At 56.8% G+C, this 23,793-nt stretch carries 28 protein-coding genes; 17 read left to right on the top strand and 11 right to left on the bottom strand.

The window, feature by feature from the left end; translation table 11 throughout:
* Nucleotides 1-51: 51 nt before the first annotated feature.
* The 11 genes from AC2A1E_RS12990 (at nt 52) to AC2A1E_RS12940 (ending at nt 8,052) form a co-directional block, all read left to right on the top strand.
* Nucleotides 52-831: a MerR family transcriptional regulator gene (locus AC2A1E_RS12990; protein WP_484384095.1), complete on the top strand. Its 780-nt coding sequence runs from the start codon at nt 52-54 to the stop codon at nt 829-831.
* On the top strand, nt 818-1,252 hold the full coding sequence (locus tag AC2A1E_RS12985; RefSeq protein ID WP_484384094.1) for a nuclear transport factor 2 family protein: 435 nt from the start codon (nt 818-820) through the stop codon (nt 1,250-1,252). Before AC2A1E_RS12990 ends, AC2A1E_RS12985 begins: the two co-directional genes overlap by 14 nt.
* Nucleotides 1,249-1,965 (top strand): SDR family NAD(P)-dependent oxidoreductase, encoded by a 717-nt coding sequence (locus AC2A1E_RS12980; RefSeq protein ID WP_484384093.1) that lies wholly within the window; start codon nt 1,249-1,251, stop codon nt 1,963-1,965. The genes AC2A1E_RS12985 and AC2A1E_RS12980 overlap by 4 nt, the downstream gene beginning before the upstream one ends.
* 4 nt (nt 1,966-1,969) lie before the next feature.
* The gene (locus AC2A1E_RS12975; protein ID WP_484384092.1) at nt 1,970-3,238 is read left to right on the top strand and encodes an NAD(P)/FAD-dependent oxidoreductase; all 1,269 of its coding nucleotides are present in this window, start codon (nt 1,970-1,972) and stop codon (nt 3,236-3,238) included.
* Nucleotides 3,235-3,960, top strand: a complete 726-nt coding sequence (locus tag AC2A1E_RS12970; protein WP_484384091.1) for a DUF1365 domain-containing protein — start codon at nt 3,235-3,237, stop codon at nt 3,958-3,960. The genes AC2A1E_RS12975 and AC2A1E_RS12970 overlap by 4 nt, the downstream gene beginning before the upstream one ends.
* Nucleotides 3,957-5,186, top strand: a complete 1,230-nt coding sequence (locus tag AC2A1E_RS12965) for a class I SAM-dependent methyltransferase (protein WP_484384090.1) — start codon at nt 3,957-3,959, stop codon at nt 5,184-5,186. Before AC2A1E_RS12970 ends, AC2A1E_RS12965 begins: the two co-directional genes overlap by 4 nt.
* On the top strand, nt 5,183-5,674 hold the full coding sequence (locus AC2A1E_RS12960) for a DUF2878 domain-containing protein (protein ID WP_484384089.1): 492 nt from the start codon (nt 5,183-5,185) through the stop codon (nt 5,672-5,674). The genes AC2A1E_RS12965 and AC2A1E_RS12960 overlap by 4 nt, the downstream gene beginning before the upstream one ends.
* Nucleotides 5,671-6,186 carry a hypothetical protein gene (locus AC2A1E_RS12955; protein WP_484384088.1) on the top strand — a complete coding sequence of 172 codons (516 nt, stop codon included), beginning with the start codon at nt 5,671-5,673 and terminating at the stop codon, nt 6,184-6,186. Before AC2A1E_RS12960 ends, AC2A1E_RS12955 begins: the two co-directional genes overlap by 4 nt.
* On the top strand, nt 6,186-6,707 hold the full coding sequence (locus tag AC2A1E_RS12950) for a DUF3833 domain-containing protein (protein WP_484384147.1): 522 nt from the start codon (nt 6,186-6,188) through the stop codon (nt 6,705-6,707). The genes AC2A1E_RS12955 and AC2A1E_RS12950 overlap by 1 nt, the downstream gene beginning before the upstream one ends.
* 167 nt (nt 6,708-6,874) lie before the next feature.
* Nucleotides 6,875-7,804 carry a drug/metabolite exporter YedA gene (yedA, locus tag AC2A1E_RS12945; protein WP_484384087.1) on the top strand — a complete coding sequence of 310 codons (930 nt, stop codon included), beginning with the start codon at nt 6,875-6,877 and terminating at the stop codon, nt 7,802-7,804.
* 71 nt (nt 7,805-7,875) lie between these two features.
* Nucleotides 7,876-8,052 carry a hypothetical protein gene (locus AC2A1E_RS12940; protein ID WP_484384086.1) on the top strand — a complete coding sequence of 59 codons (177 nt, stop codon included), beginning with the start codon at nt 7,876-7,878 and terminating at the stop codon, nt 8,050-8,052.
* Between the two features lie 5 nt (nt 8,053-8,057).
* Here AC2A1E_RS12940 and AC2A1E_RS12935 read toward each other — a convergent pair whose 3' ends face one another.
* From AC2A1E_RS12935 to AC2A1E_RS12905, 7 genes are all read right to left on the bottom strand, one after another.
* Nucleotides 8,058-8,840, bottom strand: coding sequence for a phosphate/phosphite/phosphonate ABC transporter substrate-binding protein (locus tag AC2A1E_RS12935; RefSeq protein WP_484384085.1), 783 nt, complete (start codon nt 8,838-8,840; stop codon nt 8,058-8,060).
* 5 nt (nt 8,841-8,845) lie between these two features.
* Nucleotides 8,846-9,598 (bottom strand): ABC transporter permease, encoded by a 753-nt coding sequence (locus tag AC2A1E_RS12930; protein WP_484384084.1) that lies wholly within the window; start codon nt 9,596-9,598, stop codon nt 8,846-8,848.
* Nucleotides 9,595-10,530 carry an ABC transporter ATP-binding protein gene (locus AC2A1E_RS12925; RefSeq protein ID WP_484384083.1) on the bottom strand — a complete coding sequence of 312 codons (936 nt, stop codon included), beginning with the start codon at nt 10,528-10,530 and terminating at the stop codon, nt 9,595-9,597. Before AC2A1E_RS12925 ends, AC2A1E_RS12930 begins: the two co-directional genes overlap by 4 nt.
* The gene (locus AC2A1E_RS12920; RefSeq protein ID WP_484384082.1) at nt 10,530-11,678 is read right to left on the bottom strand and encodes an ABC transporter permease; all 1,149 of its coding nucleotides are present in this window, start codon (nt 11,676-11,678) and stop codon (nt 10,530-10,532) included. The genes AC2A1E_RS12925 and AC2A1E_RS12920 overlap by 1 nt, the downstream gene beginning before the upstream one ends.
* A 62-nt stretch (nt 11,679-11,740) precedes the next feature.
* A complete protein-coding gene (gene osmF, locus AC2A1E_RS12915; protein ID WP_484384081.1) occupies nt 11,741-12,664 on the bottom strand; it encodes a glycine betaine ABC transporter substrate-binding protein OsmF in 924 nt (307 codons plus the stop codon).
* Nucleotides 12,665-12,693: 29 nt separating this feature from the next.
* Complete coding sequence (locus AC2A1E_RS12910) at nt 12,694-13,749, bottom strand: fatty acid desaturase (RefSeq protein WP_484384080.1); 1,056 nt, start codon at nt 13,747-13,749, stop codon at nt 12,694-12,696.
* A 118-nt stretch (nt 13,750-13,867) separates the two neighbouring features.
* The gene (locus AC2A1E_RS12905) at nt 13,868-14,773 is read right to left on the bottom strand and encodes a LysR substrate-binding domain-containing protein (RefSeq protein WP_484384079.1); all 906 of its coding nucleotides are present in this window, start codon (nt 14,771-14,773) and stop codon (nt 13,868-13,870) included.
* Nucleotides 14,774-14,913: 140 nt separating this feature from the next.
* Here AC2A1E_RS12905 and AC2A1E_RS12900 point away from each other — a divergent pair, with 140 nt between their 5' ends.
* Genes AC2A1E_RS12900 through AC2A1E_RS12890 form a run of 3 tightly spaced genes read left to right on the top strand, consistent with a single transcriptional unit; the run spans nt 14,914 to nt 18,032 of the window.
* Entirely contained in the window at nt 14,914-15,558 is a 645-nt protein-coding gene (locus AC2A1E_RS12900) for a hydrolase (protein ID WP_484384078.1), read from the top strand.
* Between the two features lie 45 nt (nt 15,559-15,603).
* Nucleotides 15,604-16,149 (top strand): antibiotic biosynthesis monooxygenase, encoded by a 546-nt coding sequence (locus AC2A1E_RS12895; RefSeq protein ID WP_484384077.1) that lies wholly within the window; start codon nt 15,604-15,606, stop codon nt 16,147-16,149.
* Between the two features lie 11 nt (nt 16,150-16,160).
* Nucleotides 16,161-18,032 (top strand): amidohydrolase, encoded by a 1,872-nt coding sequence (locus AC2A1E_RS12890; RefSeq protein ID WP_484384076.1) that lies wholly within the window; start codon nt 16,161-16,163, stop codon nt 18,030-18,032.
* A gap of 35 nt (nt 18,033-18,067) precedes the next feature.
* Here AC2A1E_RS12890 and AC2A1E_RS12885 read toward each other — a convergent pair whose 3' ends face one another.
* From AC2A1E_RS12885 to AC2A1E_RS12875, 3 genes are all read right to left on the bottom strand, one after another.
* Nucleotides 18,068-19,198 carry a Gfo/Idh/MocA family protein gene (locus tag AC2A1E_RS12885; protein ID WP_484384075.1) on the bottom strand — a complete coding sequence of 377 codons (1,131 nt, stop codon included), beginning with the start codon at nt 19,196-19,198 and terminating at the stop codon, nt 18,068-18,070.
* Nucleotides 19,199-19,426: 228 nt separating this feature from the next.
* Complete coding sequence (locus AC2A1E_RS12880) at nt 19,427-20,050, bottom strand: glutathione S-transferase family protein (RefSeq protein ID WP_484384074.1); 624 nt, start codon at nt 20,048-20,050, stop codon at nt 19,427-19,429.
* Between the two features lie 9 nt (nt 20,051-20,059).
* A complete protein-coding gene (locus AC2A1E_RS12875) occupies nt 20,060-20,248 on the bottom strand; it encodes a DUF1127 domain-containing protein (RefSeq protein WP_473190597.1) in 189 nt (62 codons plus the stop codon).
* Nucleotides 20,249-20,423: 175 nt separating this feature from the next.
* Between AC2A1E_RS12875 and AC2A1E_RS12870 the strand changes: the two genes are divergently transcribed.
* The gene (locus AC2A1E_RS12870) at nt 20,424-21,881 is read left to right on the top strand and encodes an aminotransferase-like domain-containing protein (RefSeq protein WP_484384073.1); all 1,458 of its coding nucleotides are present in this window, start codon (nt 20,424-20,426) and stop codon (nt 21,879-21,881) included.
* A 34-nt stretch (nt 21,882-21,915) separates the two neighbouring features.
* The gene (locus tag AC2A1E_RS12865; protein ID WP_484384072.1) at nt 21,916-22,416 is read left to right on the top strand and encodes a 2-thiouracil desulfurase family protein; all 501 of its coding nucleotides are present in this window, start codon (nt 21,916-21,918) and stop codon (nt 22,414-22,416) included.
* On the opposite strand, the gene AC2A1E_RS12860 is transcribed toward AC2A1E_RS12865, so the two are convergent.
* Nucleotides 22,413-22,832, bottom strand: a complete 420-nt coding sequence (locus tag AC2A1E_RS12860) for an NUDIX hydrolase (protein ID WP_484384071.1) — start codon at nt 22,830-22,832, stop codon at nt 22,413-22,415. The two genes, AC2A1E_RS12865 and AC2A1E_RS12860, sit on opposite strands and share 4 nt — an antisense overlap.
* Before the next feature lie 115 nt (nt 22,833-22,947).
* Here AC2A1E_RS12860 and sseA point away from each other — a divergent pair, with 115 nt between their 5' ends.
* On the top strand, nt 22,948-23,793 hold the full coding sequence (sseA, locus tag AC2A1E_RS12855; protein WP_484384070.1) for a 3-mercaptopyruvate sulfurtransferase: 846 nt from the start codon (nt 22,948-22,950) through the stop codon (nt 23,791-23,793).

The following is a 23,793-nucleotide window of genomic DNA, read 5'->3' as shown; positions in this document are numbered from 1 at the left end:
CATTAAGCCGCTATGGTTAATGTAGTGAGTGTTCCAAGCAGGGAAAATGAAATGGCGTTATACACGATTGGCGAAGTTGCACAACTTTGCGGCATTAATCCGGTTACGCTGCGCGCCTGGCAACGGCGCTATGGACTGCTGAAACCACAGCGCACCGAAGGCGGCCATCGCCAGTTCAACGAAGAAGATGTGGCCCGCATCCACAATATTCTCCGTTGGATCGAGCGCGGCGTCCCGGTCAGCCAGATCAAACCTTTGCTGGACGGCTCCGCAGTACCCGACCACAGCACTAACTGGGCAACGCTGCAACGAGAGCTACTGGCCCTGTTGCAGATCCCTTCCCCCTCCAAACTGCGTAGCCGCATCTTTGAGCTAGGGCGCGAGTATCCTCCCCAAGCCCTGATCGAAAATGTTCTGCGGCCATTGCGCTCGCAGCTCAAAAATCACCACGAACTGTTGCACATGCTGCACAGCCTGCTGGATGGCGTGATCATTGAGTACGCCGCCTTCTGCATGGTCGGAGCACGTAAAAAACCCGGTGTGAACGCGTTACTGCTGAGTTGGGGAAACACCGATCGCACCGAATTGTGGATGGTCGCCATCCTACTGGCCAAAAACAATATGCGCGTTGATATCCTGCCGGATCCCTTGGAACACCCGCAACTGACGATGCTCAAAGCCGAGCGCTACTTTATTTATACCGAAGGCGTACTCAATACCGCCAAACGGCGGCAACTGGCCGCCTGGCGTGAAGCCGGGCTGGATATCACGCTGATCGACAACAACGCTTTGCTAACCATTCCCATGGAGCAGCACCATGAGCACCCCTGAGGCACTGTTGGCGCGTTTTTCACGCTTCTATACCCGGCTGGATGAGAGCCAACTGGTCGATCTGCCCGAGATTTATCACCGCAACATCCGTTTTGTCGATCCGGTTGGTGAGCATCTGGGGCTACAGGCGTTGGATGCCTATTTTCGCCATTCGCTCAGCAATCTGAACTATTGCTGCTTTGCCATCACCGATATTCAGCACAATGAACAACAGGCCTACGTGTGCTGGCATATGACCTATGCCCATCCACGCCTGCGCCGTGGCAGCGTCCTCACCCTGGAAGGCCTCAGCCAACTGCGCTTTGCCGAACAGCGCATCATGTTTCAACGTGACTACTATGATATGGGTGCCATGTTGTATGAACATATCCCGCTGCTCGGTCAAGCCGTGCTCAGCATCAAGAAGAGGTTGCAATCATGAAACGCGTGCTGATCACCGGCGCCAGTTCGGGTATTGGGCAGCAATTGGCGCTCGACTATGCCGCCGAAGGCTGGCAGGTGATCGCCTGCGGGCGCGATGCTGCCCGGCTTGAAGCGCTCAGCGTACAACACCCCAACATCGTCTCGCGTCGTTTCGACATCACCGATCTGGCGGCCACCCGAGAAGCACTGGCACAGTGCCCGGCCGAGTTAGTGATCCTGTGCGCCGGAACCTGTGAATATCTGGATAACGGTGTGGTGGAGGCGGAAAAGGTGGCCCGCGTGCTCAGTACCAACCTTTTGGGGCCGGTCAATTGTCTGGATGCCCTGCTGCCGCAGCTGGCAGCCGGTGCGCGGGTTGCCCTGGTGGGTTCAACCGCCAGTCTGATCCCGCTGCCGCGCGCCGAGGCCTACGGTGCCTCAAAAGCCGCACTGGCCTATTTTGCCCGCAGCCTGGCCGTAGACTTAACGAAACGCGGTATAGGCATTTCGCTGGTGTTACCCGGTTTTGTCGCCACGCCGCTCACCGATCGCAACGATTTTGCCATGCCGATGATTATCACGTCCCAGCAGGCTTCCGGCTATATCCGCCGTGGCCTGGAAAAAGGGGCTGCCGAAATCGCCTTTCCTCCGTTGTTCGCCGCGCTATTACGGCTGGCAGCCTTACTACCACAGGCCGTGCAACGCTGGCTCGCCACGCGCATGGTGAGGTAACTTAATGAAAATCGCCATTATCGGCAGTGGAATTTCCGGCCTGACCTGTGCCTGGAAACTGGCCCCTGAACATCAGGTTACGCTGTTTGAAGCCAACGATTACCCTGGTGGCCACACCGCTACCGTGGACGTCACGCTGGAAGGTCGCAGCTACGCCATCGACACCGGATTTATTGTCTACAACGAACGCACCTACCCGCAATTTATTGCGCTGCTGGCAGAGTTAGGCATCAGCGGACAGCCGACGGAAATGAGCTTCTCGGTCACCCATCCCCACAGCGGGCTGGAATACAACGGCCATACGCTCAATACGCTGTTCGCCCAGCGCCGTAACCTGTTTAACCCACGTTTTTATCGCCTGCTGGCAGAGATTGTGCGCTTTAATCGCCAATGTAAAAAACGCCTGGCCGCTGGCGGCGTCGGCAGCGAAACGCTGGACGACTTCCTGCAACAGGCCGAATTTTCTACCTATTTTGCCCAGCACTACCTGCTGCCGATGGGGGCCGCGATCTGGTCCTCTTCCATGGCGGACATGCGTCAGTTCCCGTTGGCGCTGTTCCTGCGCTTTTTCGATCACCACGGCCTGTTGGATATCGCCAACCGCCCGCAGTGGTTTGTGGTGCCCGGCGGTTCGCGCGAATATGTGCGCCGCATGCTAGTAGCACTGGCGGGCCACCTGACGCTGCATCTGAATACGCCGGTGCAGCGGGTGGAACGCCAGCCGCATCAGGTGGTGATCCACAGCGCCCAAGGTGAACAGCATTTCGATCAGGTGATCTTTGCCTGCCATGCCGATCAGGCACTGCAATTGCTGGCCGATGCCAGCCCGCTGGAACAAAGCGTTCTGACCCAGTTGCCCTATCAGGTCAATGAAGTGATCTTGCATACCGATGTGCGCCTGTTGCCGCGCCAGCGCCGTGCCTGGGCCAGTTGGAACTATCTGCTGCCCGCCAACAGCGAGCAGGCAGAAAACCAGAGGGCTAGCGTGACCTACAACATGAACATCCTGCAAGGCCTCAACGTACCGCACACCTTCTGCGTGACCCTTAACCCGCAACAGCCGATTGATCCCAAGCTGATCCTGCGCAGCTTCAGCTACCACCATCCGGTATTCAATCAGGCCAGCGCGCTGGCACAACAGCAACGCACGCTGATAAACGGGCAGCAAAACACCTGGTTCTGCGGAGCTTACTGGTACAACGGCTTTCATGAGGATGGCGTGCGCAGTGCGCTAGACGTCACGCAGGCGCTGTTACAGGTGAAAGCCGCATGAACAGCGCTCTGTACGTCGGCCATGTGCGCCACCGCCGCTTCAGCCCGGTGCTGCACAGCTTTGACTATCGCCTGTTTATGCCGCTGATCGATCTCGACGAACTGGCGCAACTGCCTGCTCTCGGCATTACGTTGGAGCGCTTTGCTCCGGCGTCGTTTTATCGCCGCGACTATCTGGGTGGCGGTGATATTAAAACCAAGGCACAGGAGCGGATTGCCGAACTGACCGGCGAAAAGCTGAACGGCCGCGTTATGCTGTTGTGCCAGCTGCGCTATTTGGGTTGTTACTTTAACCCGGTTAACTTTTATTACCTGTATAACACTGACGGCGAACTGCGTTGGCTGCTGGCCGAGGTGCGCAATACCCCGTGGAATGAGCGTCATACCTACGCGGTGAAGCCCGATGGCACGCTGCCGGTGGACAAAATCTTTCACGTTTCACCGTTCAACCCGATGGACATGACCTACCGCTGGCGGCTCTCACCCCCTGCGCAGCGGCTGCGTGTGCATATCGAAAATCACCGAGCCAGCCGCGAGTTCGACGCCACTTTGCTGCTTTACCGGCAACCGTTGACGCGCGCCACCCTGCGCCAGCAGCTGTGGCGCTTGCCGTTGATGACGGTGAAAACCGCCGCCGCCATTTACTGGCAGGCACTGAAATTATGGCTGAAACGCGCCCCCATCTACCCTCACCCCGCCTCTGGCGGCAAGGATAAACCATGAGTTCACCGGAATACTCCCTGAGCAGCAACACGGCTATTTCCGGCCGCAGTAAAGGCGCACGCCGCATTATTTTCACCTTATTACAGCAGTTGCAGGGCGGCGGCCTGTTGTTGCGTGAATCCGGCGTCGGTGAAATCCAGTTTGGTGATGCCAGCGCACCGCTACAGGTGGAAGTCGAGGTGTATGACCTGCGCGTTTACCGGCGGATCCTGCTGGGTGGCAGCATCGCCGCAGGGGAAAGTTATATCGACGGTGACTGGAGCAGCCCCGATCTCACCAGTCTACTACAGCTGTTGGCCAGCAACATGCAGGTGGTGGATAAGCTGGAAGCGCGTTTGAGCTGGCTGACCGCCCCGTGGCACGGTCTGGTGCATCTGCTACGCAGCAATAGCCGCCGCCAGGCACGGCGCAACATCGCGGCGCACTACGATCTGGGCAACGATTTTTATCAACAGTTTCTTGATCGCGACATGCTGTATTCCAGCGCGTTATACCGTGAAGCCGACATGACGCTGGAACAGGCACAGCAGGCCAAAATGCGCCGCCTGTGTGAACAGTTGGATCTGCAACCGGAAGATCACCTGCTGGAGATTGGCACCGGTTGGGGGGCGCTGGCAGAATTTGCCGCCCGCGAGTACGGTTGCCGGGTTACCACTACGACCATCTCACAGGCGCAGTACGATTATGCCTGTCAGCGCATCGAGCAGGCCGGGCTGAAAGATCGCGTCACTTTGCTGTTTGAGGATTACCGCCAACTCACCGGCCAGTATGACAAGCTGGTATCGGTCGAGATGATCGAAGCCGTAGGTAAACGCTTTTTGCCGCTGTTTGTGAAGCGCTGCCAGCAGTTGCTCAAGCCCAAAGGCAAAATGGTGTTGCAGGCGATCACCATTACCGATCAACGCTACCAGCAATACAGCCGCAGCGTGGATTTTATCCAGCGCTACGTGTTCCCTGGCGGCTTTTTGCCCTCCGTTACCGCGTTATGCGAAACCCTGACGCACCACAGCGATCTGGTGATGTGCGATCTGCACGACATTGGCCGCGACTACGCACGCACGCTGCAAGAGTGGCGGCAGCGCTTTGAGCACCACTGGCCTTCATTGCACAGCCAAGGGTTTGATGAACGTTTTCAGCGGCTGTGGCGTTTTTACCTGTGCTACTGCGAAGCCGGTTTCCTGGCGCGCACCATCAGCACGGTACAGCTCAGCGCTGAACGCCGATGAAATTAGGAGCAGGGTTCTGGCTGACCAGCCTGGGCTTCAATGCCTACTGGACGCTGGCCATCCTCTGGGGCGAACGCGGGCTTCCTTTGCTGTTGGTCGGTGCAGCGCTGGCGCTGGCCTTCACCCCAGCCTGGCGGCGTAAATGGGTGCTGCTGGCGGCGCTGCTTGGCATTGCCATGGATGCCCTGTGGTGCCACCTCGGCCTATTCGAATTTACCGGCCAAACCGGCGTGCCGCTATGGATGTGCGCATTGTGGCTCACGTTCGCTTGCTGGTGGTCTTGGTTGCTGAGCCGGATCAGGCTGACGCTGCCAGTATTGGTGCTGTTAGGCGCAGTGAGCGGCCCACTGGCTTACACGATCGGTTGGAAACTCAACGCAATGGCACCGCTGATGGCACCGGAAATGATGATCCTCGCCCTGGCCTGCGGTTGGGCGATTTATCTGCCCGCCATCAGTTGGCTAATATTACGTAGGAGAGCACTATGAAGATACTGTTGACCCTACTGTTTTGCCTGAGCAGCCTGGCAGCACAGGCCAGCGAGTGGGCCGCGTGGCCGACGGTAGGTAGCGCCACGCTGCGCTGGGGGCCGTTTGATATCTATTTTTCGGTATTACGCACGCCAGACGGGCGTTATCGGGTAGGCAACTGGCCGCAGGCGCTGAGCATTAATTATCAGCGTAATATCAGCACCGATGAACTGGTCAAAGCCACGCAAGAACAGTGGCAGGCAATGAAAATAACGGTGCCAGTTGCGCAGCAGCAGCGTTGGCTCAGCCAGATGAGTGCCATCTGGCCCTCGGTGCAACCCGGCAGCCAACTCACCTTTGTCGGCGATCATGACGGAGGCCGCTTCTATTATCGCCCACAACCGGACCACCCGGTCCAACCGATCGGCGAACGCTTCGACGGCGCTTTCCGCGACGCTTTTCTCGCAATATGGCTGTCACCCGCGACCCAATACCCTTCCTTGCGGCAACAGTTGACTGGAGACTCATGATGAATATCAAACATCTGTTAATGGCGTTGTTGTTTTTGCTGGTAGGGTGCAGCGCAGATATCAGTGACTATCAGCACGATAAGCCCACTTTCGACCTGTTCGGCTACTTCAGCGGCGAAACCCGCGCCTGGGGTATGGTACAGGATTATCAGAACAAACAAATCCGCCGCTTTGAAGTGGTGATCCAGGGTGATGTCGTCGGCAATACCCTGACGTTGAACGAAAAGTTTGTGTATAACGACGGCGAACGTCAAACCCGCGTCTGGCGCATCATCAGAAATGAGGATGGCAGCTATCAGGGTACGGCTGGCGATATCATCGGTGTCGCGCAGGGTAACACCGCGGGCAACGCCTTCAACTGGCGTTACGATATGAACGTGAAAACCGAGAATGGCACGGTGAAATTGCACTTTGACGACTGGCTGTATCGTCAGGATGAAAAGCGTCTGTTTAACGTGACATCGCTGCGCAAGTTTGGGCTAGAAGTCGCGAAAGTGACGCTATTTTTTGAAAAACAATAGTTACTCCCAGCCCTCTCCCACCGAGAGGGCTGCCTTATGTGGCATGACTACCCAATAACGCCCCTTTCCCCACTCCTGTCGCAGGCACAAAAATGCATTGCTTATCCTCCCCACGTTAGGGTTTACTGAGTGCCCTAATAAATCACCTCCTACCGAATAAAGAACCCATGCTGAGCCAAAAAAATCGTCATCTCCTGCCATTAATTGGAGCGCTGTTCACGCTGTATATTGTCTGGGGATCGACCTATTTTGCCATTCGTGTTGGGGTTGAAAGCTGGCCACCGCTGATGATGGCGGGCATCCGCTTTCTGGTAGCGGGTATTATCCTGTTCAGTTTCCTGGCGCTGCGCGGCCACGCTTTACCAACGCTAAAACAGTGGGTTGCCGCCGGTACCATCGGCATCCTGCTGTTGGCAGTCGGTAACGGCTTGGTCACGGTGGCAGAACATCAGAACGTACCCTCCGGCATTGCCGCCGTAATGGTAGCAACGGTGCCACTGTTTACCCTGTGTTTCAGCATGTTATGGGGAATGCGCAATACCAGGCTGGAGTGGACCGGCATCGCGCTCGGCCTGGTGGGCATCGTGCTGCTCAATACCGGTAACAACCTGGTGGGTAATCCGACCGGCGCATTGCTGATTCTGCTGGCCTCGGCCAGTTGGGCCTTTGGCTCAGTGCTCAGCTCACGTATTTCACTCCCCGCAGGGCCAATGGCCGGTGCGGCAGAAATGCTGGTGGCCGGGGTAGTACTGATGGTTGCCAGCCAACTGAGCGGCGAACATCTTGATAGCATGCCCAGTCTCAGCAGCTTTTTGGCCCTCGGTTATTTGATCGTATTCGGCTCAATGCTGGCGATCAGCGCCTATATGTTCCTGCTGAAAAATGTGCGCCCGGCCGTGGCGACCAGTTACGCCTATGTGAACCCGGTGGTAGCGGTATTGCTTGGCGTCGGCTTTGCCGGTGAGACGCTGGCTGCGCGTGAATGGTTGGCTCTGGTGGTGATCGTCTCTGCGGTGGTCTTGGTCACGCTGGGCAAATACCTGTTCACCCGCTCGGCCAAAGTGCAGCGCGTTGAGGTAGCAAAAACGCCCGAGTAAGATAAACGATGATTGTTTCGCTGAAGGGGCTATAATTCTCGCTGTTCTGACTCACCTGCGAAATATAACTCATGCTGAAAAAAGCGTTCGTCATCGTCATCGCCCTATGCGCCTTTGGTTCTCTGGGCGGCGTATTCCTGGCAGGGCTAAATATCTATACCCGGTCTACTACCCCGCTTGAAACAACCCCGGCCTCCAGCGAAGCACCTGCCAGCACCGCTCCGACAGCCACTCTTCAGACCAAGTGATGGTGCTATAGCGCTATCACGCCCAGCGCTGCCGCCTGCTGTCGGTGTTCAGTGACTATCTGATAAGCCTCACGCGGCACCAGGCTGAAATCACCAATCAACAGGCTTTCGCTGGCCGGATCGCTGACCATCGCGCTGGCCGCCGCGCGCAGCAGCGCGAGTTGCTGTGGCGTTGTACCCGCTGCGGTAATCAGCGGCAATCCTGGCACCGCTGCGGTGCGGCCAATAATCTTCAGCCCTGCCACCGCCTGCGGCCGTGCGCGTTTGAGCAAAGCAAAGCTGACGCAATCGATCGCCGCAATATCCGCCTGCCCGCTGTGGATCATCTTTATTGATTCATAATGGGCACCGGAAGCGATCGCCTGCCGGAAGAACCGCCCTTGCCGCGCCAACGGCGCAATCAGCGCCAGCAGGCTGTTGTAACCGGATTGCGAATCCTGGCTGTTATAGGCCGCAACCCGGTCACGGAAATCCTCCAGCCGTTCCCCCGGTTCGTTATCTCGCACTACCAGCCAACTGCTGTAATTCGCCCCACTGCATCCTTCCACGCGATAATGGTAGGTGCCTACCAGTTGCACCTGCGGCAGCATCGCCACCAACGGATAACCGCAGGTCTGGCTCAGCAACAGATCCGGGCTCTGCCAGTGCGCCAACAGATCTTGCGGCCAGCTCAATGCCTGCGGCACCTCGGCCATCCCAAGCTGCTGCAATTTATCACGCAACGCCAGCCAGAAGGGCTCAACCTGTTGATGATTAACGCCATACATGGGCAAAGAGACTGCCAGCATTTTAGTTACCCCGCAGAAGATGACACCGCACGCCAAGTGGTCAGGTAGCGCACCCAGCGTTCGAACAGCATGTCGGTGATGATCGCCAACAGCGCCACCACCACCGCCCCTTGGATCACATAAGCCGTATTGAACCCGCTCAGCCCGATGATGATTGGCGAGCCCAGCGTTTTGGTGCCCACCGTGGAGGCGATCGTCGCCGTGCCGATATTGATGATCACCGAAGTGCGAATGCCCGCCACAATCACCGGTGCCGCCAGCGGCAGTTCAACGCGCCACAGGATCTGCCAGCGGCTCATACCCACCCCCTGCGCCACCTCGCGCGTGGCGGCCGGTACCGACTCGATCCCGGTCAGCGTTCCTTGCAGGATCGGCAACAGGCCGTACAGCACCAGAGCAATGATCGCCGGTTGTTCGCTAAAGCCCATCACCGGCACCGCAATCGCCAACACCGCCACCGGCGGAAAGGTCTGGCCGACGGCCACTACCGTTTCTACCAGCGAGCGGAACTCGCGCCCCGCCTCGCGCGTCACGGCGATGCCAGCAGTCACGCCGATCAACACCGCAATAAAACTCGATACTGCCACCAGCAGCAAATGCGCCTCGACCAGTGAGAAAAAGCTGTCCTGCTGATACACCGGCCTGTCCAGCTCGGGGAACCAGGCAGCAAACAGCCAGTGCAGATGGTTCATGCCAAACACCAGCGCCAGCAACAAGGCAAAGGTCCACGGCAGCGGATCGCGCCACACACCTTTCATAACAATGCCTTTTGCGCGATCAAGTCGCTGAAATGCAGCACGCCAAGCGCTTCACCCTGCTCGCCAATCACCGGCAGCCGTTCGCTGCCACGGGCAACAAATACCGACAGCGCGTCGCGCAGGCTCATCGCCGCCTGAATCGGCTCCCCTTCGGCGCTGCCTGGGCGCATCCGTTCGGCAACCGTTCCCAATGCTAATAGCTTGATGCCGCGATCGCTGCGGCCAAAAAAATCTCGTACAAAATCATTGACCGGCTCGGTCAGCAGCGCCAACGGCGTGCCCTGCTGCACCACCCGTCCTTGATCGAGCAACACAATGCGGTTCGCCAACCCCAGCGCCTCGTCAATATCGTGGGTCACCAGCACAATGGTGCGGCCAGATAGCTGATGAATCCGCGCGATTTCATTTTGCAAAGTCAGCCGGGTAACCGGATCGAGTGCGCCAAAAGGCTCATCCATCAGCAAGACCTCAGGATCGGCGGCTAACGCACGCGCCACGCCAACCCGCTGCTGCTGCCCGCCAGAAAGCTGATGCGGATAACGGCGACGAAAACGTTCCGGCTCTAGACTCAGCAGTTCCATCAGTTCAGTGACCCGATCGCGGATGCGCGCCCGTGGCCACTTCAAGAGCTGCGGCACGGTGGCGATATTCTCTTCCACCGTCCAGTGCGGGAACAGGCCGATCGACTGAATGGCATAGCCCATGCGGCGGCGCAGATCCTGCGGTTTGAATTTATGGATCTCTTCACCGGCGAAATAGATTTTGCCTTCATCATGCTCAATCAGCCGATTGATCATCTTTAACGTGGTGGACTTACCGGAGCCGGAGGTGCCGATCAGCACGGTAAACTCCCCCTTGGCAATATTCAGCGACAAGTCATCAACCGCCGGTTTACCCTGAAAAATCTTGCTTACCCGATCAAAGCGAATCATCAGCGTGTCACTTCCAGCAATGAAATTATGAATTTGAACAGCGAGTCCAGAATCACCGCCATGGCGATCACCGGCAGTACCCCGAGCAGCACCAGATCCAGCGCGCTGCTGAGCAACCCTTGGAACACGATGGCACCAAAACCACCGGCACCGATCAGTGCGGCCACCACCGCCATGCCCACGGTTTGTACCGCCAGAATACGCACGCCGGTGAGGAACAGCGGCAGCGCCAAGGGGAGCTGCACGCAGAAAAAAATCTGCCCACGCGTCATCCCCATCCCCCTGGCCGATTCGATCACGCTGGCGGGAACGCTTTGCAAACCCGCCACCACGCTGCGCACCAGCGGCAACAGGGCATACAGCACCAGTGCGACAATCGCCGGGGCCAGGCCGATACCGCTGATCCCCAGCCACGGCAGCGCCGCCGCCAACCCGGCCAACGGGGCGATCAGCAGGCCGAACAGCGCAATGGAAGGCACGGTCTGAATGATATTCAGCGTAGAGAAAATCGGCGTTTGCCAGCGTTCGGAGCGAAAGCACAACACGCCCAGCGGCACGCCGATCAGCAATGCCGGCACCATGGTGGCCAGCAAAATGGTCAGATGCTGCAACAGTGCCGCGTCAAACACCTCCTGCCGGTTGTGGTACTCCTTAAGCAACGAAAGCTGATCCAACTGGCCGCTGAACAGCAGCAATAGCGCAGGCAGCATCACCAACAGATTGCCCAACATGCGCCACAGGTGCGAAGGGGTAATTCGCGTCATGGCATCGGCGGCAATCAACCCGCAGAGCGCCGCCATCAGCCAGTAGCCACTGCCCCACGACGTGCGCGCCAGCGGCGAGCCCTGTTGTGCCAGCTGTTGTGCCGCATGACCACTCAGCCAAAAGATCAGCGCCAGCAATACGCTGGCCGTTAACGCCGTCAGCAACGCAGAGCGCCGCACGGGGGCCAACAGGCTGAGAGCGGCCAGTACCAATAGCGGTAACAACAGCCACAGCGCTGGGCCGTGTAACAGCGATATCAGGGAAAGACTCTTGCCAGACAGCAGGCGATTGGGGGCATAACTGAGAAACGGCAGGCCAAAGGCCGCCAGCAGCAGCATGATAAATAAGGTCAGTAGTACGCGGTTTTTTAAAGCAATAATCAAAGCGACTCCCCGCTCCATTACCCGTAGGGCCGCTTTAGCGGCCCAGTTCCTGAAAGATAAGGCTACTTAATCAGCCCTTGCTCTTTAAGGTAGTTTACCGCTACCTGTTTGGCATCCTGCCCTTCCACGGCGATCTGCGCGTTCAGTTTTTGCAGCGTTGGGCCATCCAGCGTAGCGAAAACCGGCTTCAACAGCTCGGCAATATTGGCATGCTCTTTCAACGTGGCTTCGCGAATAATCGGTGCCGGTGCGTAGATGGGTTGCACACCCTTTGGATCTTGCAGGGTTTGCAGCCCCAAAGCCGCCACCGGGCCGTCGGTGCCATACGCCATCGCCGCATTCACCCCCGAAGTCTGCTCTGCCGCCGCCTTGATGGTCACCGCCGTATCGCCACCGGCCAGCGACAGCAACTGATCCTGATTGAGCTTAAAGCCATAGGCGCTCTGGAAAGCCGGTAAAGCATCCGGGCGTTCAATAAACTCTGCCGACGCGGCCAGTTTGAATTTACCGCCAGCGTTGATCCACTGGCTGAGATCCGCCAGGGTTTTCAAATGATGCGCCTCCGCCACGTCCTGACGGACAGCAATGGTCCAGGTATTGTTCGCCGGTGCGGCATCCAGCCAGACGATATGATTTTTGTCGTAATCAAGCTTCTTCACCTTCTCAAACCCGGCGTTGGCCTCTTTCCACGCCGGATCTTTTTCGTCTGAGAAGAAGAAAGCCCCATTACCGGTATATTCCGGATAAATATCAATTTCGCCGGCGGCGATCGCCCCGCGCAGCACCTTAGTAGTGCCCAGTTGCAGTTTATTGGTGGTTTTGATGCCGTTAGCTTCCAGCACCTGCACGATGATGTTGCCGAGCAACGATCCTTCGGTATCGATCTTGGAGCCAACGCGCACCGTATCCGCCGCCTGCGCGGCACCCGCCGTCAGCATGGTCAGCGCCAAAGCCAGAAAACGTCCACGTAATGAGCTAATCGCCATGCCTGTTCCTCTTCAATTAGACTTTCCGGCTATTTCGCCGGATCGGTTGGAAAATCCTGAGCAGTACCGGCCCAGCGCGCAAGCGACAGGGTTGGCCAGCCGTTCTGCACACCCTCTGCCAAACCCACTGTAGCAAACGGATGCACCTCAACGGCAATCGGTGTAAAAGCATATTCAGCCAACCAGACGCCGTATCCCGCTACCACAAACCCCTGGCTGCGCTGGCGGTAAGCCTCTTGCTCCGCCAGATACACTTTGCGCAATCCGTACCACGGCAAGCCGGGTAAATCATGGTGCACTAAATGATAGTTCAGATTGAGGAACAGCAAGCGCCATGGCCAAGATGCTTCATTAATAACAGAACGTGCCTGCGGAGCGTCTACGGCGCGATGTTCAAAAAACGATCTGACCTTCGTCAGGCCCAGCGCCGGATAACTCACCACCAGCAGATAAAAACCAGCAGAAAGGCCGTGCGCTTGCAGCCAGAACAACATCGGTACCAGCAGCGCACCATGCACCAACCACATCGCTAATGTACGCACATTCCCCGCCAGAATGGCTCTCAGCGCGCTGATCAACGTAGATGCAATATCCAGCGCCGGGCCAAGCACCATCCGCCCAATCAGGGTATTACGTACCTTGGTCAATAGCGGCAACAATATGGGCCAGCGCTGCCACTGTGCCTGGCTGAAGTAGTAACTTTCCGGATCGTCTTCCGGCAGCGTTAAATGTTGATCGCGATGATGTTTTAGATGGGAATCGCGATACAGTCCGTAAGGGTACCACACCGCCAGCGGCAGCAGGCCAAGCAGATGATTCAGCCGCGGCCAGCGCGTCGGATGGCCGTGGATCAGCTCATGCTGTAACGACATATAGCCAGTGGTGGCGACGATCAGCAGCGGCGTACCCAACCAAGGACCCAGCAGTGGCCAGTAATGCACCACGCCAAACCAACTGCCATATACCAGCGATATGATGCCCCAGGTCGGCAATTCCAGCCGCCAGGACCATTGCCGGGCAAGCTGTTGGATCCAGGCGCGCTGTGCATCGTGCAGATAAACACTGTGTGAGTGATTTGAAGACATTTTCCGGCTCGCAGTGAGAGATTTCCCCCACTATCTGCGAACCGGTGCGACGAGCAAAATAACCAAAGTGGCAAAGCAAAGTTAAAATTTAGCAAATTGCGCCCATTATCTGTCTGCCTTACAGGCCCGAATAAATGGAGCCAACCTCGACATAAGCCTGCAAACGCTCTCGCCACCAGGCTGCCGCCAAGCCGGTCGCGCTTTCGCGCCAGCCAAAATACGCGGTATCACTGTAGCGTTCTGCCTCAACATTTTTCGCTACCAGCTGGCCCGTTTTCAGGTAAGGCTCCGCCAGATAACGCGGCAGATAACCACAGCCCAACCCGGCCAGTTGCGCCTGCAACTTGGCTTCAAAGCTGAATACCGTCAGTTGATCCTGCTCATCAAGCACATGCAGATTTTGCGGCGTATTAACACGCGAAGTGTCATGTACCACTACCGCGCGATGCTGGCGGATAGTCGTTTTTAATAACGGTTCCGGCATCGTCGCCAGCGGATGGTTCGGGGCGACGACGAAAATATATTCCAAACGCCCCAGCGGGCTGAAAGAGAAACCCGCGCGGGAAGGCGGCTCACAGATCGCACCAATAATGATATCGGCACAGCCATAAACCAGCGCTTCCCAGGAACCGGCCAGCACCTCGTGGCTGAAACGCAGCCGGGTGTGATGATGACGGTAAAACTCGTCAATCAGCGGCAATAAGCGCTCGAAGGGAAACGACGCATCCACGGCCAGGGTGAGATCGCTCTCCCAACCGCTTTCCACATAGCGCGCCTGTTGCTCCAGATCTTGCGCGGCGCGCAGCAATATCCGCCCTTTCTCCAGCATCAGCTTGCCGGTATCGGTGAATTTTGCCCGGTGCCCAGAGCGATCGAGCAACGTGATATCCAGATCGCTCTCCAGTTTCTGCACCATATAGCTCAGGGCAGACGGCGTTTTAAACAGCGCTGCCGCCGCTGCGGCAAATGAACCGTGACGCTCCAAAGCGTCCAAGATCAGCAATGCGTCCAGGTTTATTCTCACTTCGTTCCCCTGTGTATAAAAAAACTCAACAAGAAGACAAAAATTCTACGCTATCTTTGAAAACGGCATCTCCCTACCATTCATTTCACTGATACAGCATATCTGTCTTATTCACATAAATCCGATTTGGAAGGTAAATTATGTCTAAGTTTCAATTGCTTGATCCGAAAAATTCCGCACTGATTTTTATCGATCACCAACCACAGATGGCTTTTGGCGTTGCCAATATTGATCGCCAGCAACTGAAAAACAACGTGGTTGCCCTGGCAAAAGCAGGCAAGATTTTTAATGTGCCCACGATTTTCACCTCGGTCGAAAGCGAAAGCTTCAGCGGCTATATCTGGCCGGAACTGCTGGCGATTCACCCTGAAATCACGCCGATTGAGCGCTCCTCAATGAACTCCTGGGAAGATGCCGCGTTCGTGAAAGCGGTAGAAGCCACCGGCCGCAAAAAACTGGTGATCTCTGCCCTGTGGACCGAAGTCTGCCTGACCTTCCCAGCCTTAATGGCGCTGGAAGCCGGTTATGAAGTTTATGTGGTCACCGACACGTCTGGCGGCACTTCCGTCGATGCTCATGAACGTGCCATCGATCGCATGGTACAGGCTGGCGCGATCCCGGTGACCTGGCAACAAGTGCTGCTTGAGTATCAACGCGACTGGGCACGCAAAGAAACCTACGACGCCGTGATGGACTTGGTGCGCGAACACAGCGGCGCCTACGGCATGGGCGTTGACTATGCCTATACTCTGGTACATCACGCTCCGGCGCGCAGTGTGAAATAAACCTTGCCCGGCCCAAGCGGCCGGGATTTTTCAGGAGCCAGTTCCATGCCTCATCAGCAACACGTTACGCTGGTTATTACCCATCATCTGGCATTGGGTCAGGAGCAGGCCTATGAAGCCTGGCTAAAGCGCATTATGCCTGATGCGGCCACCTTTGACGGCCACCTGGGGGTAAACGTCATCCGCCCTTCCGGCAGCGAGCAGGCTTATACAATACTGGTGCGTTTCGATAATCTGGACAACTTATACCGCTGGATCCATTCCCCGCAGCGCTTGCAGTACATCGAGCAGGTCACGCCGTTGCTGCTGGGCAGCGATCATATTGAAATCCGCCCTGGTGCCGAGTTCTGGTTCACCCCTCCCAGTGCCAACGTGCGCCCACCTGCCAAGTGGAAACAGTTTTTAATCACCCTGCTGGTGATTTTCCCTTCAACCAATCTGGTGCCCTGGTTTTGGAACCAACTCTTACCCGGGTTAAGCGGCTCCCTGGCTGGGCATTTACTGAACGATGCCAGCGTGGTTGCCCTAGTGGTATTCCTGTGGATGCCGCTCGTCACGCGCCAGTTTCATCAATGGCTCACCCGCCATTAAAGGAAAACGTTATGAATCACGCAGCATCATTGATCATCATCAACGGTAAATTTCATACCGTTGATCGCGAGAACCCCACTGCTCAGGCCGTGGCGATCAAAGACGGTAAATTTGTTGCCGTCAGCAGCGCAAGCGACGTTATGCAACATGCCGGGCCAGAAACCCAGGTAATCGACTTGCACGGCCACACGGCGGTGCCAGGCCTGAACGACTCTCACCTGCACCTGATCCGCGGTGGGTTGAATTACAACCTGGAATTACGTTGGGAGGGGGTTCCCTCACTGGCCGACGCCCTGCAGATGCTGAAAGAGCAGGCGTTGCGCACGCCAAGCCCGCAGTGGGTCAGAGTGGTCGGCGGCTGGAGCGAGTTCCAGTTTGCCGAACGCCGTATGCCGACGCTGGATGAAATTAACGCCGCCGCCCCGGACACCCCGGTATTTGTTCTGCATTTGTACGATCGCGCCCTGCTGAATCGCGCAGCGCTGAAAGTGGTGGGCTATACCAAAGACACGCCAAACCCGCCTGGGGGAGAGATTCAACGTGACAGCAACGGTAACCCAACCGGCATGCTGATCGCCAAACCCAACGCCATGCTGCTCTACGCCACCTTAGCCAAAGGGCCAAGCTTGCCGCTGGAGCAACAGGTCAATTCAACCCGCCAGTTTATGCGCGAACTGAACCGCCTGGGGCTGACCAGTGCGATCGACGCAGGTGGCGGTTTCCAGAACTATCCCGAAGATTATCAGGTGATTGCGGAATTGCACCAGAAACAGCAACTGACTATTCGTATCGCCTACAACCTGTTTACCCAACGGCCCAAGCACGAACTGGAGGACTTTCAGCTCTGGACCGATATGCTCAAACCCGGCCAAGGTACGGATTTCTACCGCCATAACGGCGCGGGTGAAATGCTGGTATTTTCCGCCGCTGATTTCGAAGATTTCCTGCAACCACGGCCAGATTTACCCCAGGGTACGGAAGAGGAGTTGGAGCGTGTAGTACGCCATTTGGTAGAGCACCGTTGGCCATTCCGCCTGCACGCCACTTACGACGAATCCATCAGCCGTATGCTGAACGTGTTTGAGAAAGTTAACCGCGAGATACCGTTTGCCGGTTTGCATTGGATCTTTGACCATGCAGAAACCATATCTGAGCCTAATATCGAGCGGGTGAAAGCCCTCGGCGGCGGCATTGCCGTGCAGCACCGTATGGCGTTTCAGGGTGAATACTTTGCCGAGCGCTACGGCGCTGAAGCCACCAAGCAGACTCCGCCGGTGGCCAAAATGCTGGCGGCAGAGCTGCCGGTAGGATTAGGCACCGATGCCACCCGCGTCGCCAGCTACAACCCGTGGACCGCCTTGTACTGGCTGGTTTCTGGCCGCACGGTTGGCGGCATGGCAATGTATGACGACAGCGCACGCTTGGATCGTGAAACCGCGCTAATGCTGTGGACACAGGGTAGCGCATGGTTCTCTACCGAGCAGGGTAAGAAAGGCCAGATCAAAGTGGGCCAACTGGCCGATATGGCGGTGCTGTCACAAGATTACTTCAGCGTACCGGAAGAGCAGATCAAAGGGATTGAGTCGGTGATGACGGTGGTAGACGGTAAAATTGTCTATGCTGCTGGCAGCTTCTCCCCGTTTTCGCCACCGCCGTTACCGGTGCTGCCGGAGTGGTCACCGGTGGTCAACGTACCGGGGCATTATCGCTCGGCACCGCCAGCGGCCACCAACCGAGTGGGTATCTTGAGCCAGGCACACCAATGCTGCGGCCCTTGCGGTGTTCATGCCCATCAGCATGATATCGCCCGCCGTTCCAGCATTCCCGTGTCTGATGAGAATGCCTTCTGGGGCGCATTTGGCTGTTCCTGTTTTGCGTTTTGATGGTGTACGGGCTCAGCACGCTGGGCCCGTAGGCATCAGCCGTGATTAATCTCCAGCCAGCGGCGCTGTTCGGCAGAAGCGGCGATCGCATCCAGCACGCAAGAGACTTTCCAACCCTCGGCAAAGTCTGGCCACATTTTCTCCCCGGCAGCGATACCGTTAATCAGATCGCGGATCTCGACCGTTTTCTGATCGTTAAAGCCGATACCGTGCCCGGCACTGATGCAGAATGCGGCGTAATCCGGGTGCTGCGGCCCCACCAGAATGGTTTTGAACCCTTGGCGTTCCGCTGGCTCATCGTGCCGGTACAGTTTCAGCTCCGCCATCCGTTCCTGGGTAAAACTCAGCGTGCCTTGGGTGCCGGTGACCACATAGCTCAGGCCCATTTTACGCCCGCAGGCAATGCGCGAAGTCTCGATGGTGCCCATCGCACCGTTGGCGAAGCGCACCAGCGCACTGGCCTGATCTTCGTTCTCCACCTCACACAGCACCGCCGGGTTCTTAGGATCGGGCCGCTGTTTGATGAAGGTGTGCAGATCGCCAGAAACCGCCACAATCTCCCCCACCAGGTAATGCGCCATATTGACGATATGCGCCGCCAGATCGCCCAATGCACCCAACCCGGCGCTGGCCTTGCGGCAGTGCCAGTCGATCGGCGTACGTGGATCGGCCAAATAGTCCTCATTATGAGTCCCGTAGAAATGCACCACTTCGCCGATCTCGCCGTTGGCGATAATCTGCCGCGCCAACTGGCTGGTCGGGTTTTTCATATAGTTGAAACCAACCAGGGTTTTTACCCCTTTGGCCCGTGCTGCCTGCTCCATTTCGGCGGCATCTTGCGCATTTAACGCCAGCGGCTTTTCGCAGTACACATGTTTGCCGTGGCCAATAGCGGCCAGCGCCATCTCTTTATGCAGGAAGTTCGGCGCACAGATATCCACCACGTCAATAGCCGGATCGGCCACCAGCTCGCGCCAGTCGGCGGTTGAACGCGAAAAGCCAAACTCCGCTGCCCGTTGTGCAGCCAGTTCGGGTGTGACCTCAGCCAACATCTCCAGCACCAGTTCCCCTTTCAACGGGAACACCGTGTTTACCTGTGCATAGGCAATAGCATGGCACCGGCCAATATAGCCAGTGCCAATCAATCCAACGCGCACCTGTTTCATCACTTTCTCCTCGGCCACTCTTCGCTGACGCCACATTAATGGAATTAATTTTCTTATATTTATATATATGAAATTTAAATTTCAATAACAAGCCCACAGCAAAGTTAACCTCATATCCGTGATAGCGTTCATACAACTTGACAGGCTGCGATGTAACGGCGAACTCAATCTTGCAAAGTACATTGTAAAATAAACAGGCACCGACACTAATTGAACATTTATTTCAAATTATGCAATACCGTTGGCTCCATACAATAAAAAACCGGGCCGCTCCTGCAAACGCGCATGATAGTTCGCCAAAGCCGGATAGTCTGGCCGTTGAAATGGCGTCATCCGCCAGCGGTTCAGTGATAACCCCAGCACCACATCCGCCAATGTGAAGGTTGCGCCAGCAACGTAGGCGCGAGTCTGTGCCAACTGCTGTTCAAGGATCCCCATCAGGCGATTCCATTCCTTGCTGGCAGCAGCCAACCGTTGCGCATCCTGATATTGCGGGTCATGGCGTACCAGAGCCATAAACACATAGCGCCAGGCATTGTTAAGATCGGTAGCTTGCCAGTCCATCCACATCTCCACTCGCGCCCTGGCAGCAGGTAAAACCGGTAGCAGATCCTGCCGCCCTGCGCGCCCAGCCAGATAACGGCAGATCGTGTTGGACTCCCACAGCACCAGATCGCCATCCTTTAGCACCGGCACCAGCCCATTGGGGTTGAGTGCCAAAAATGCCGCATCCTGCGTGGAGCGAAAACCACTGCCCCAGTCCTGCCTTTCAAACGGCAGTGCCAGTTCGTGGCAGGTCCACAGCACTTTACGCACGTTAATCGATGTCGCTTTACCGAGAATTTGCAGCATATTTCCCTCTCATTTACGCCAAAAAGGTTTACGCCCTTCATGCCGCGCCTGCGCCCGGCTTAGGCCAATATCAGCCAACTGCTCATCGCTCAAGAGCAGCAGCGCTCGGCGTGTCTGGTGACGTTGCAGACAAGATTGTAACCAGCGCCATAACGCCTTGCGTTGAGCGGGTTGGCATTCGACAGATATTGTCATCATTATGATCTCCCTATGTTTATCACCTGGGTTGATGATGCAATGCCAGCCGAGAAGAATACAGATTCAACAAAGTGGTATTTTTTCCATACAAAGGCTGTTTTCAGGCCGCTGAATGGTCTAGTTTAAAACCATCTGTACCGGTTTTTTGCTGGTTAACGTAACTCTGGATATCTGTATGACACGCTACGCCACCCTGGCCGCCATTCTCAGACAACGCATCGAACAAGGGCTGTATGCCGCAGGCGAGCGCTTGCCTTCGGTACGCACGCTCAGTCTGGAGCACGGCGTCAGTATCAGCACCGTGCAGCAGGCTTATCGCCTGCTCGAAGAGCACCAGTTGGTTGAGCCACGGGCAAAATCAGGCTACTTCGTACGCAGGCCGCATCTGATCGCAGAACTGCCTGCGGTGAGCCGCCCGGCGCAGCGGCCGGTGGATATCTCGCAATGGGAGCAAGTGCTGGAGCTGATCCGTAACGAGCCGCGCAACGATCTGGTGCAACTGGGGCGCGGGATGCCAGACGTCAGCGAACCCACGCTCAAGCCACTGCTTAAGGCGCTGAGCAACACCGCCCGCCACGGCGACTTGCGCAGTTTGTATTACGACAACATTCAAGGTGTAGCCAGCCTGCGCGAGCAGATCGCCCGCCTACTGCTGGATTCCGGCTGCCAGCTTGATGCCGAACAACTGATGATCACCACCGGCTGCCAGGAAGCGATTTCCGCCGGGTTGCGCGCGATTTGCCAGGCCGGGGATATCGTCGCGGTCGACTCCCCCTGTTATCACGGCACCATGCAAACGTTGAAAGGGTTGGGTATGAAAGCGCTGGAGATCCCAACCGATCCCCTGACCGGCATCAGCCTGGAAGCCTTGGAGATGGCCTTGGAACAATGGCCGGTGAAAGTGATCCTACTGACCCCGAACTGCAACAACCCGCTGGGTTACATCATGCCGGATACCCGTAAAAGGTGCCTCTTGAGGCTGGCACAGTGTTACGACGTGGCGATTATCGAAGATGATGTGTATGGCGATATTGCCTACAGCTACCCTCGGCCGCGCACCATCAAATCTTTCGACGATGACGGGCGGGTGCTGCTGTGCAGTTCGTTTTCCAAAACGCTGGCCCCCGGTTTGCGCATTGGCTGGATCGCCCCTGGCCGCTATCTTGAACGCGTGCTGCACATGAAATATATCGGCACCGGCGCAACGGCCACTCAGCCGCAGTTGGCGATTGCCGAATTCATCCGCCACGGCCACTACATACAGCACCTGCGCCGCATGCGTATCCGCTATCAGCAAAACCGCGATCTGATGACCTGCTGGATCACCCAATACTTCCCCGCCGGTACCCGCGTCAGCCAACCGCGTGGCGGGTTTATGCTGTGGATCGAACTGCATGAAGAGTTTGATACCCTGCGTCTGAACCGCTACCTGGAAGATAAAGGGGTACAAATTGCCGTCGGCAGTATTTTTTCCGCCGCAGGCAAATACCGTAACTGCCTGCGCATCAACTACGCACAAAAACTGACCGCCGACGTTGAACGCGCAGTACAGCAGATTGGTATAGCCATTGCGCAGATTATGCTGATCCAGTCCGAGTCCGTAAAACAAGTGGACTTCAGCGCGCCAGAGTGAAAAATTATCACCATTTTCTTACCGGGAGATCGGTATGCAACCCAAGATCTTAGTCAGTGCCTGCCTGGCCGGTTTCAAGGTGCGTTATAACGCATCCCATAAAACGGTAGTCAATTCCACGCTGGAACGCTGGCAGCAGGAGGGGCGATTGGTGGTTTGCTGCCCCGAGCTGGCGGCAGGATTTTCCACACCGCGCCCACCAGCTGAAATTGCTGCCGCAGCTAACGGTGCTGAGGTGATTGCCGGTAAGGCCAGGGTGATCGACGCTGGCGGTAACGATGTGACCGAAGCCTATCTGCTTGGAGCGCATCTGGCGCTGGATACCGCACGCCTGCACAATTGCCGCTTCGCCCTGCTTAGCGATCGCAGCCCTTCCTGCGGCAGCCAGACGATTTATGACGGTTCATTCGGCGGCCAGACACAGCCCGGCAGCGGTGTTACCGCAGAATTGTTGCGCCAGAACGGCATTGAGGTTTTTTCTGAACATCAGGTTGAAAGGTTGATCGCCCGCGTAGAGGCCGCTGAACAGGCCTAGCGTTGTGCCAGATAGTCCGCCAGCCGCTGGCGCAGATGGGCAATTCCCTGTGGGTGCTGCACAAATTCAGCCACGGGCATCATTTGCCAGCGCTGCCCCTCGTCACCGAAACGGATAGCAGCAATCTGCGTTAGCGTGATTTCACCAATCATAAACCAGGTGGGTGAGTAGCCAGGGTGGATCCCGGCGTAACGTTGTTGCCACAGAATCTGGCGCGCCGGAAGCCGAATGCCGAACTCTTCCAGGGTTTCGCGCTGTACGCACTGCTGCGGTGTTTCGCCCCCTTCGCGCCCGCCACCGGGCAGATCCCAGCAGCCGGGCCACGGAATACCAGGCTTTTCGTCACGCTGGTAGACCAACACATTATCGCCGCACAGCAGTGCGATTTTCGCGCCGCCAAAGTCGTGGTCAATCATCCGCAATTACTCTCAAATTTCTATCCATCAGCATCATATCCTCTTCATCTTGCACATGTCGCCTTGGCGCTGGTGTATAGTAAAAACCCAATTTGATAACAGGCGGATAACAGCAATGAATTCTCCATTTTTGGTGACTGCGCAGTGGCTTGAACAACATATTAACGATGAAAATCTGGTGGTGGTCGACGTCCGTATGTCTCCGGTCGGCCTGGTGCCCAAAAAGGATATGCTGGCCGAATTTGAACGCGGCCACATTCCTGGCGCGGTCTATTTCGATATCGATAACGTGGCCGATAAAAATACTTCGCTACCCCATATGCTGCCAACGGCGGAAGAATTCAGCGCCGTAGCCGGTGAACTGGGCATCAGTGAACAACATACCCTGGTTTTCTATGATGAAGGCAACCAGTTCTCCGCACCGCGCGGCTGGTGGACATTCCGCAACTTTGGCGTGCAAAACGTCTACGTATTGGACCAAGGCTTAAACGGCTGGATTGCCCGTGGCAATGCGCTGGAAACCGGCGTGGCCGCTCCACAACCTGCCACCTTCAACGCCCGCTTTAACGCCGATGCAGTGGTCAATATGCAGCAGGTTGAACAAGCCATGCATGATAAGGTGCAGATCCTCGACGCCCGCGCGGCACCACGCTTTCATGCCCAAGCCCCGGAGCCCCGCCCCGGTTTGCACCGTGGGCACATTCCCGGCAGCATCAATATTCCGTATGGCGATCTGCTGGAAGATGGACGCTTCAAATCACTGGCGGCGCTTAAAAAAACCTTCCTCGAGAAAGGCGTGGATATCACCGCGCCGATCATCGTCAGTTGCGGTTCTGGCGTTACCGCCGCCGTGCTGGCATTGGGTTTACAGTCGCTGGATGCCCATCAGGTGAAATTGTATGACGGTGCCTGGAGCGAATGGGGTTTGCTGAGCGGCAACCAACCCATCGCCCAAGACTAG

This window comes from Serratia sp. HNCC26DJ206, assembly GCF_057180605.1.
Note: the sequence above shows the minus strand (reverse complement) of the source record. Positions and strands in the feature narration are given on the sequence as shown.

What these genes read in the sequence shown, in the direction of transcription:
- AC2A1E_RS12990 (WP_484384095.1), top strand. Translation starts at nt 52, where the DNA reads ATGGCGTTATACACGATTGGCGAAGTTGCACAACTTTGCGGCATTAAT.
- AC2A1E_RS12985 (WP_484384094.1), top strand. Translation starts at nt 818, where the DNA reads ATGAGCACCCCTGAGGCACTGTTGGCGCGTTTTTCACGCTTCTATACC.
- AC2A1E_RS12980 (WP_484384093.1), top strand. Translation starts at nt 1,249, where the DNA reads ATGAAACGCGTGCTGATCACCGGCGCCAGTTCGGGTATTGGGCAGCAA.
- AC2A1E_RS12975 (WP_484384092.1), top strand. Translation starts at nt 1,970, where the DNA reads ATGAAAATCGCCATTATCGGCAGTGGAATTTCCGGCCTGACCTGTGCC.
- AC2A1E_RS12970 (WP_484384091.1), top strand. Translation starts at nt 3,235, where the DNA reads ATGAACAGCGCTCTGTACGTCGGCCATGTGCGCCACCGCCGCTTCAGC.
- AC2A1E_RS12965 (WP_484384090.1), top strand. Translation starts at nt 3,957, where the DNA reads ATGAGTTCACCGGAATACTCCCTGAGCAGCAACACGGCTATTTCCGGC.
- AC2A1E_RS12960 (WP_484384089.1), top strand. Translation starts at nt 5,183, where the DNA reads ATGAAATTAGGAGCAGGGTTCTGGCTGACCAGCCTGGGCTTCAATGCC.
- AC2A1E_RS12955 (WP_484384088.1), top strand. Translation starts at nt 5,671, where the DNA reads ATGAAGATACTGTTGACCCTACTGTTTTGCCTGAGCAGCCTGGCAGCA.
- AC2A1E_RS12950 (WP_484384147.1), top strand. Translation starts at nt 6,186, where the DNA reads ATGAATATCAAACATCTGTTAATGGCGTTGTTGTTTTTGCTGGTAGGG.
- yedA (WP_484384087.1), top strand. Translation starts at nt 6,875, where the DNA reads ATGCTGAGCCAAAAAAATCGTCATCTCCTGCCATTAATTGGAGCGCTG.
- AC2A1E_RS12940 (WP_484384086.1), top strand. Translation starts at nt 7,876, where the DNA reads ATGCTGAAAAAAGCGTTCGTCATCGTCATCGCCCTATGCGCCTTTGGT.
- AC2A1E_RS12935 (WP_484384085.1), bottom strand. Translation starts at nt 8,840, where the DNA reads ATGCTGGCAGTCTCTTTGCCCATGTATGGCGTTAATCATCAACAGGTT.
- AC2A1E_RS12930 (WP_484384084.1), bottom strand. Translation starts at nt 9,598, where the DNA reads ATGAAAGGTGTGTGGCGCGATCCGCTGCCGTGGACCTTTGCCTTGTTG.
- AC2A1E_RS12925 (WP_484384083.1), bottom strand. Translation starts at nt 10,530, where the DNA reads ATGATTCGCTTTGATCGGGTAAGCAAGATTTTTCAGGGTAAACCGGCG.
- osmF (WP_484384081.1), bottom strand. Translation starts at nt 12,664, where the DNA reads ATGGCGATTAGCTCATTACGTGGACGTTTTCTGGCTTTGGCGCTGACC.
- AC2A1E_RS12910 (WP_484384080.1), bottom strand. Translation starts at nt 13,749, where the DNA reads ATGTCTTCAAATCACTCACACAGTGTTTATCTGCACGATGCACAGCGC.
- AC2A1E_RS12900 (WP_484384078.1), top strand. Translation starts at nt 14,914, where the DNA reads ATGTCTAAGTTTCAATTGCTTGATCCGAAAAATTCCGCACTGATTTTT.
- AC2A1E_RS12895 (WP_484384077.1), top strand. Translation starts at nt 15,604, where the DNA reads ATGCCTCATCAGCAACACGTTACGCTGGTTATTACCCATCATCTGGCA.
- AC2A1E_RS12890 (WP_484384076.1), top strand. Translation starts at nt 16,161, where the DNA reads ATGAATCACGCAGCATCATTGATCATCATCAACGGTAAATTTCATACC.
- AC2A1E_RS12885 (WP_484384075.1), bottom strand. Translation starts at nt 19,198, where the DNA reads ATGAAACAGGTGCGCGTTGGATTGATTGGCACTGGCTATATTGGCCGG.
- AC2A1E_RS12880 (WP_484384074.1), bottom strand. Translation starts at nt 20,050, where the DNA reads ATGCTGCAAATTCTCGGTAAAGCGACATCGATTAACGTGCGTAAAGTG.
- AC2A1E_RS12875 (WP_473190597.1), bottom strand. Translation starts at nt 20,248, where the DNA reads ATGATGACAATATCTGTCGAATGCCAACCCGCTCAACGCAAGGCGTTA.
- AC2A1E_RS12870 (WP_484384073.1), top strand. Translation starts at nt 20,424, where the DNA reads ATGACACGCTACGCCACCCTGGCCGCCATTCTCAGACAACGCATCGAA.
- AC2A1E_RS12865 (WP_484384072.1), top strand. Translation starts at nt 21,916, where the DNA reads ATGCAACCCAAGATCTTAGTCAGTGCCTGCCTGGCCGGTTTCAAGGTG.
- AC2A1E_RS12860 (WP_484384071.1), bottom strand. Translation starts at nt 22,832, where the DNA reads ATGATTGACCACGACTTTGGCGGCGCGAAAATCGCACTGCTGTGCGGC.
- sseA (WP_484384070.1), top strand. Translation starts at nt 22,948, where the DNA reads ATGAATTCTCCATTTTTGGTGACTGCGCAGTGGCTTGAACAACATATT.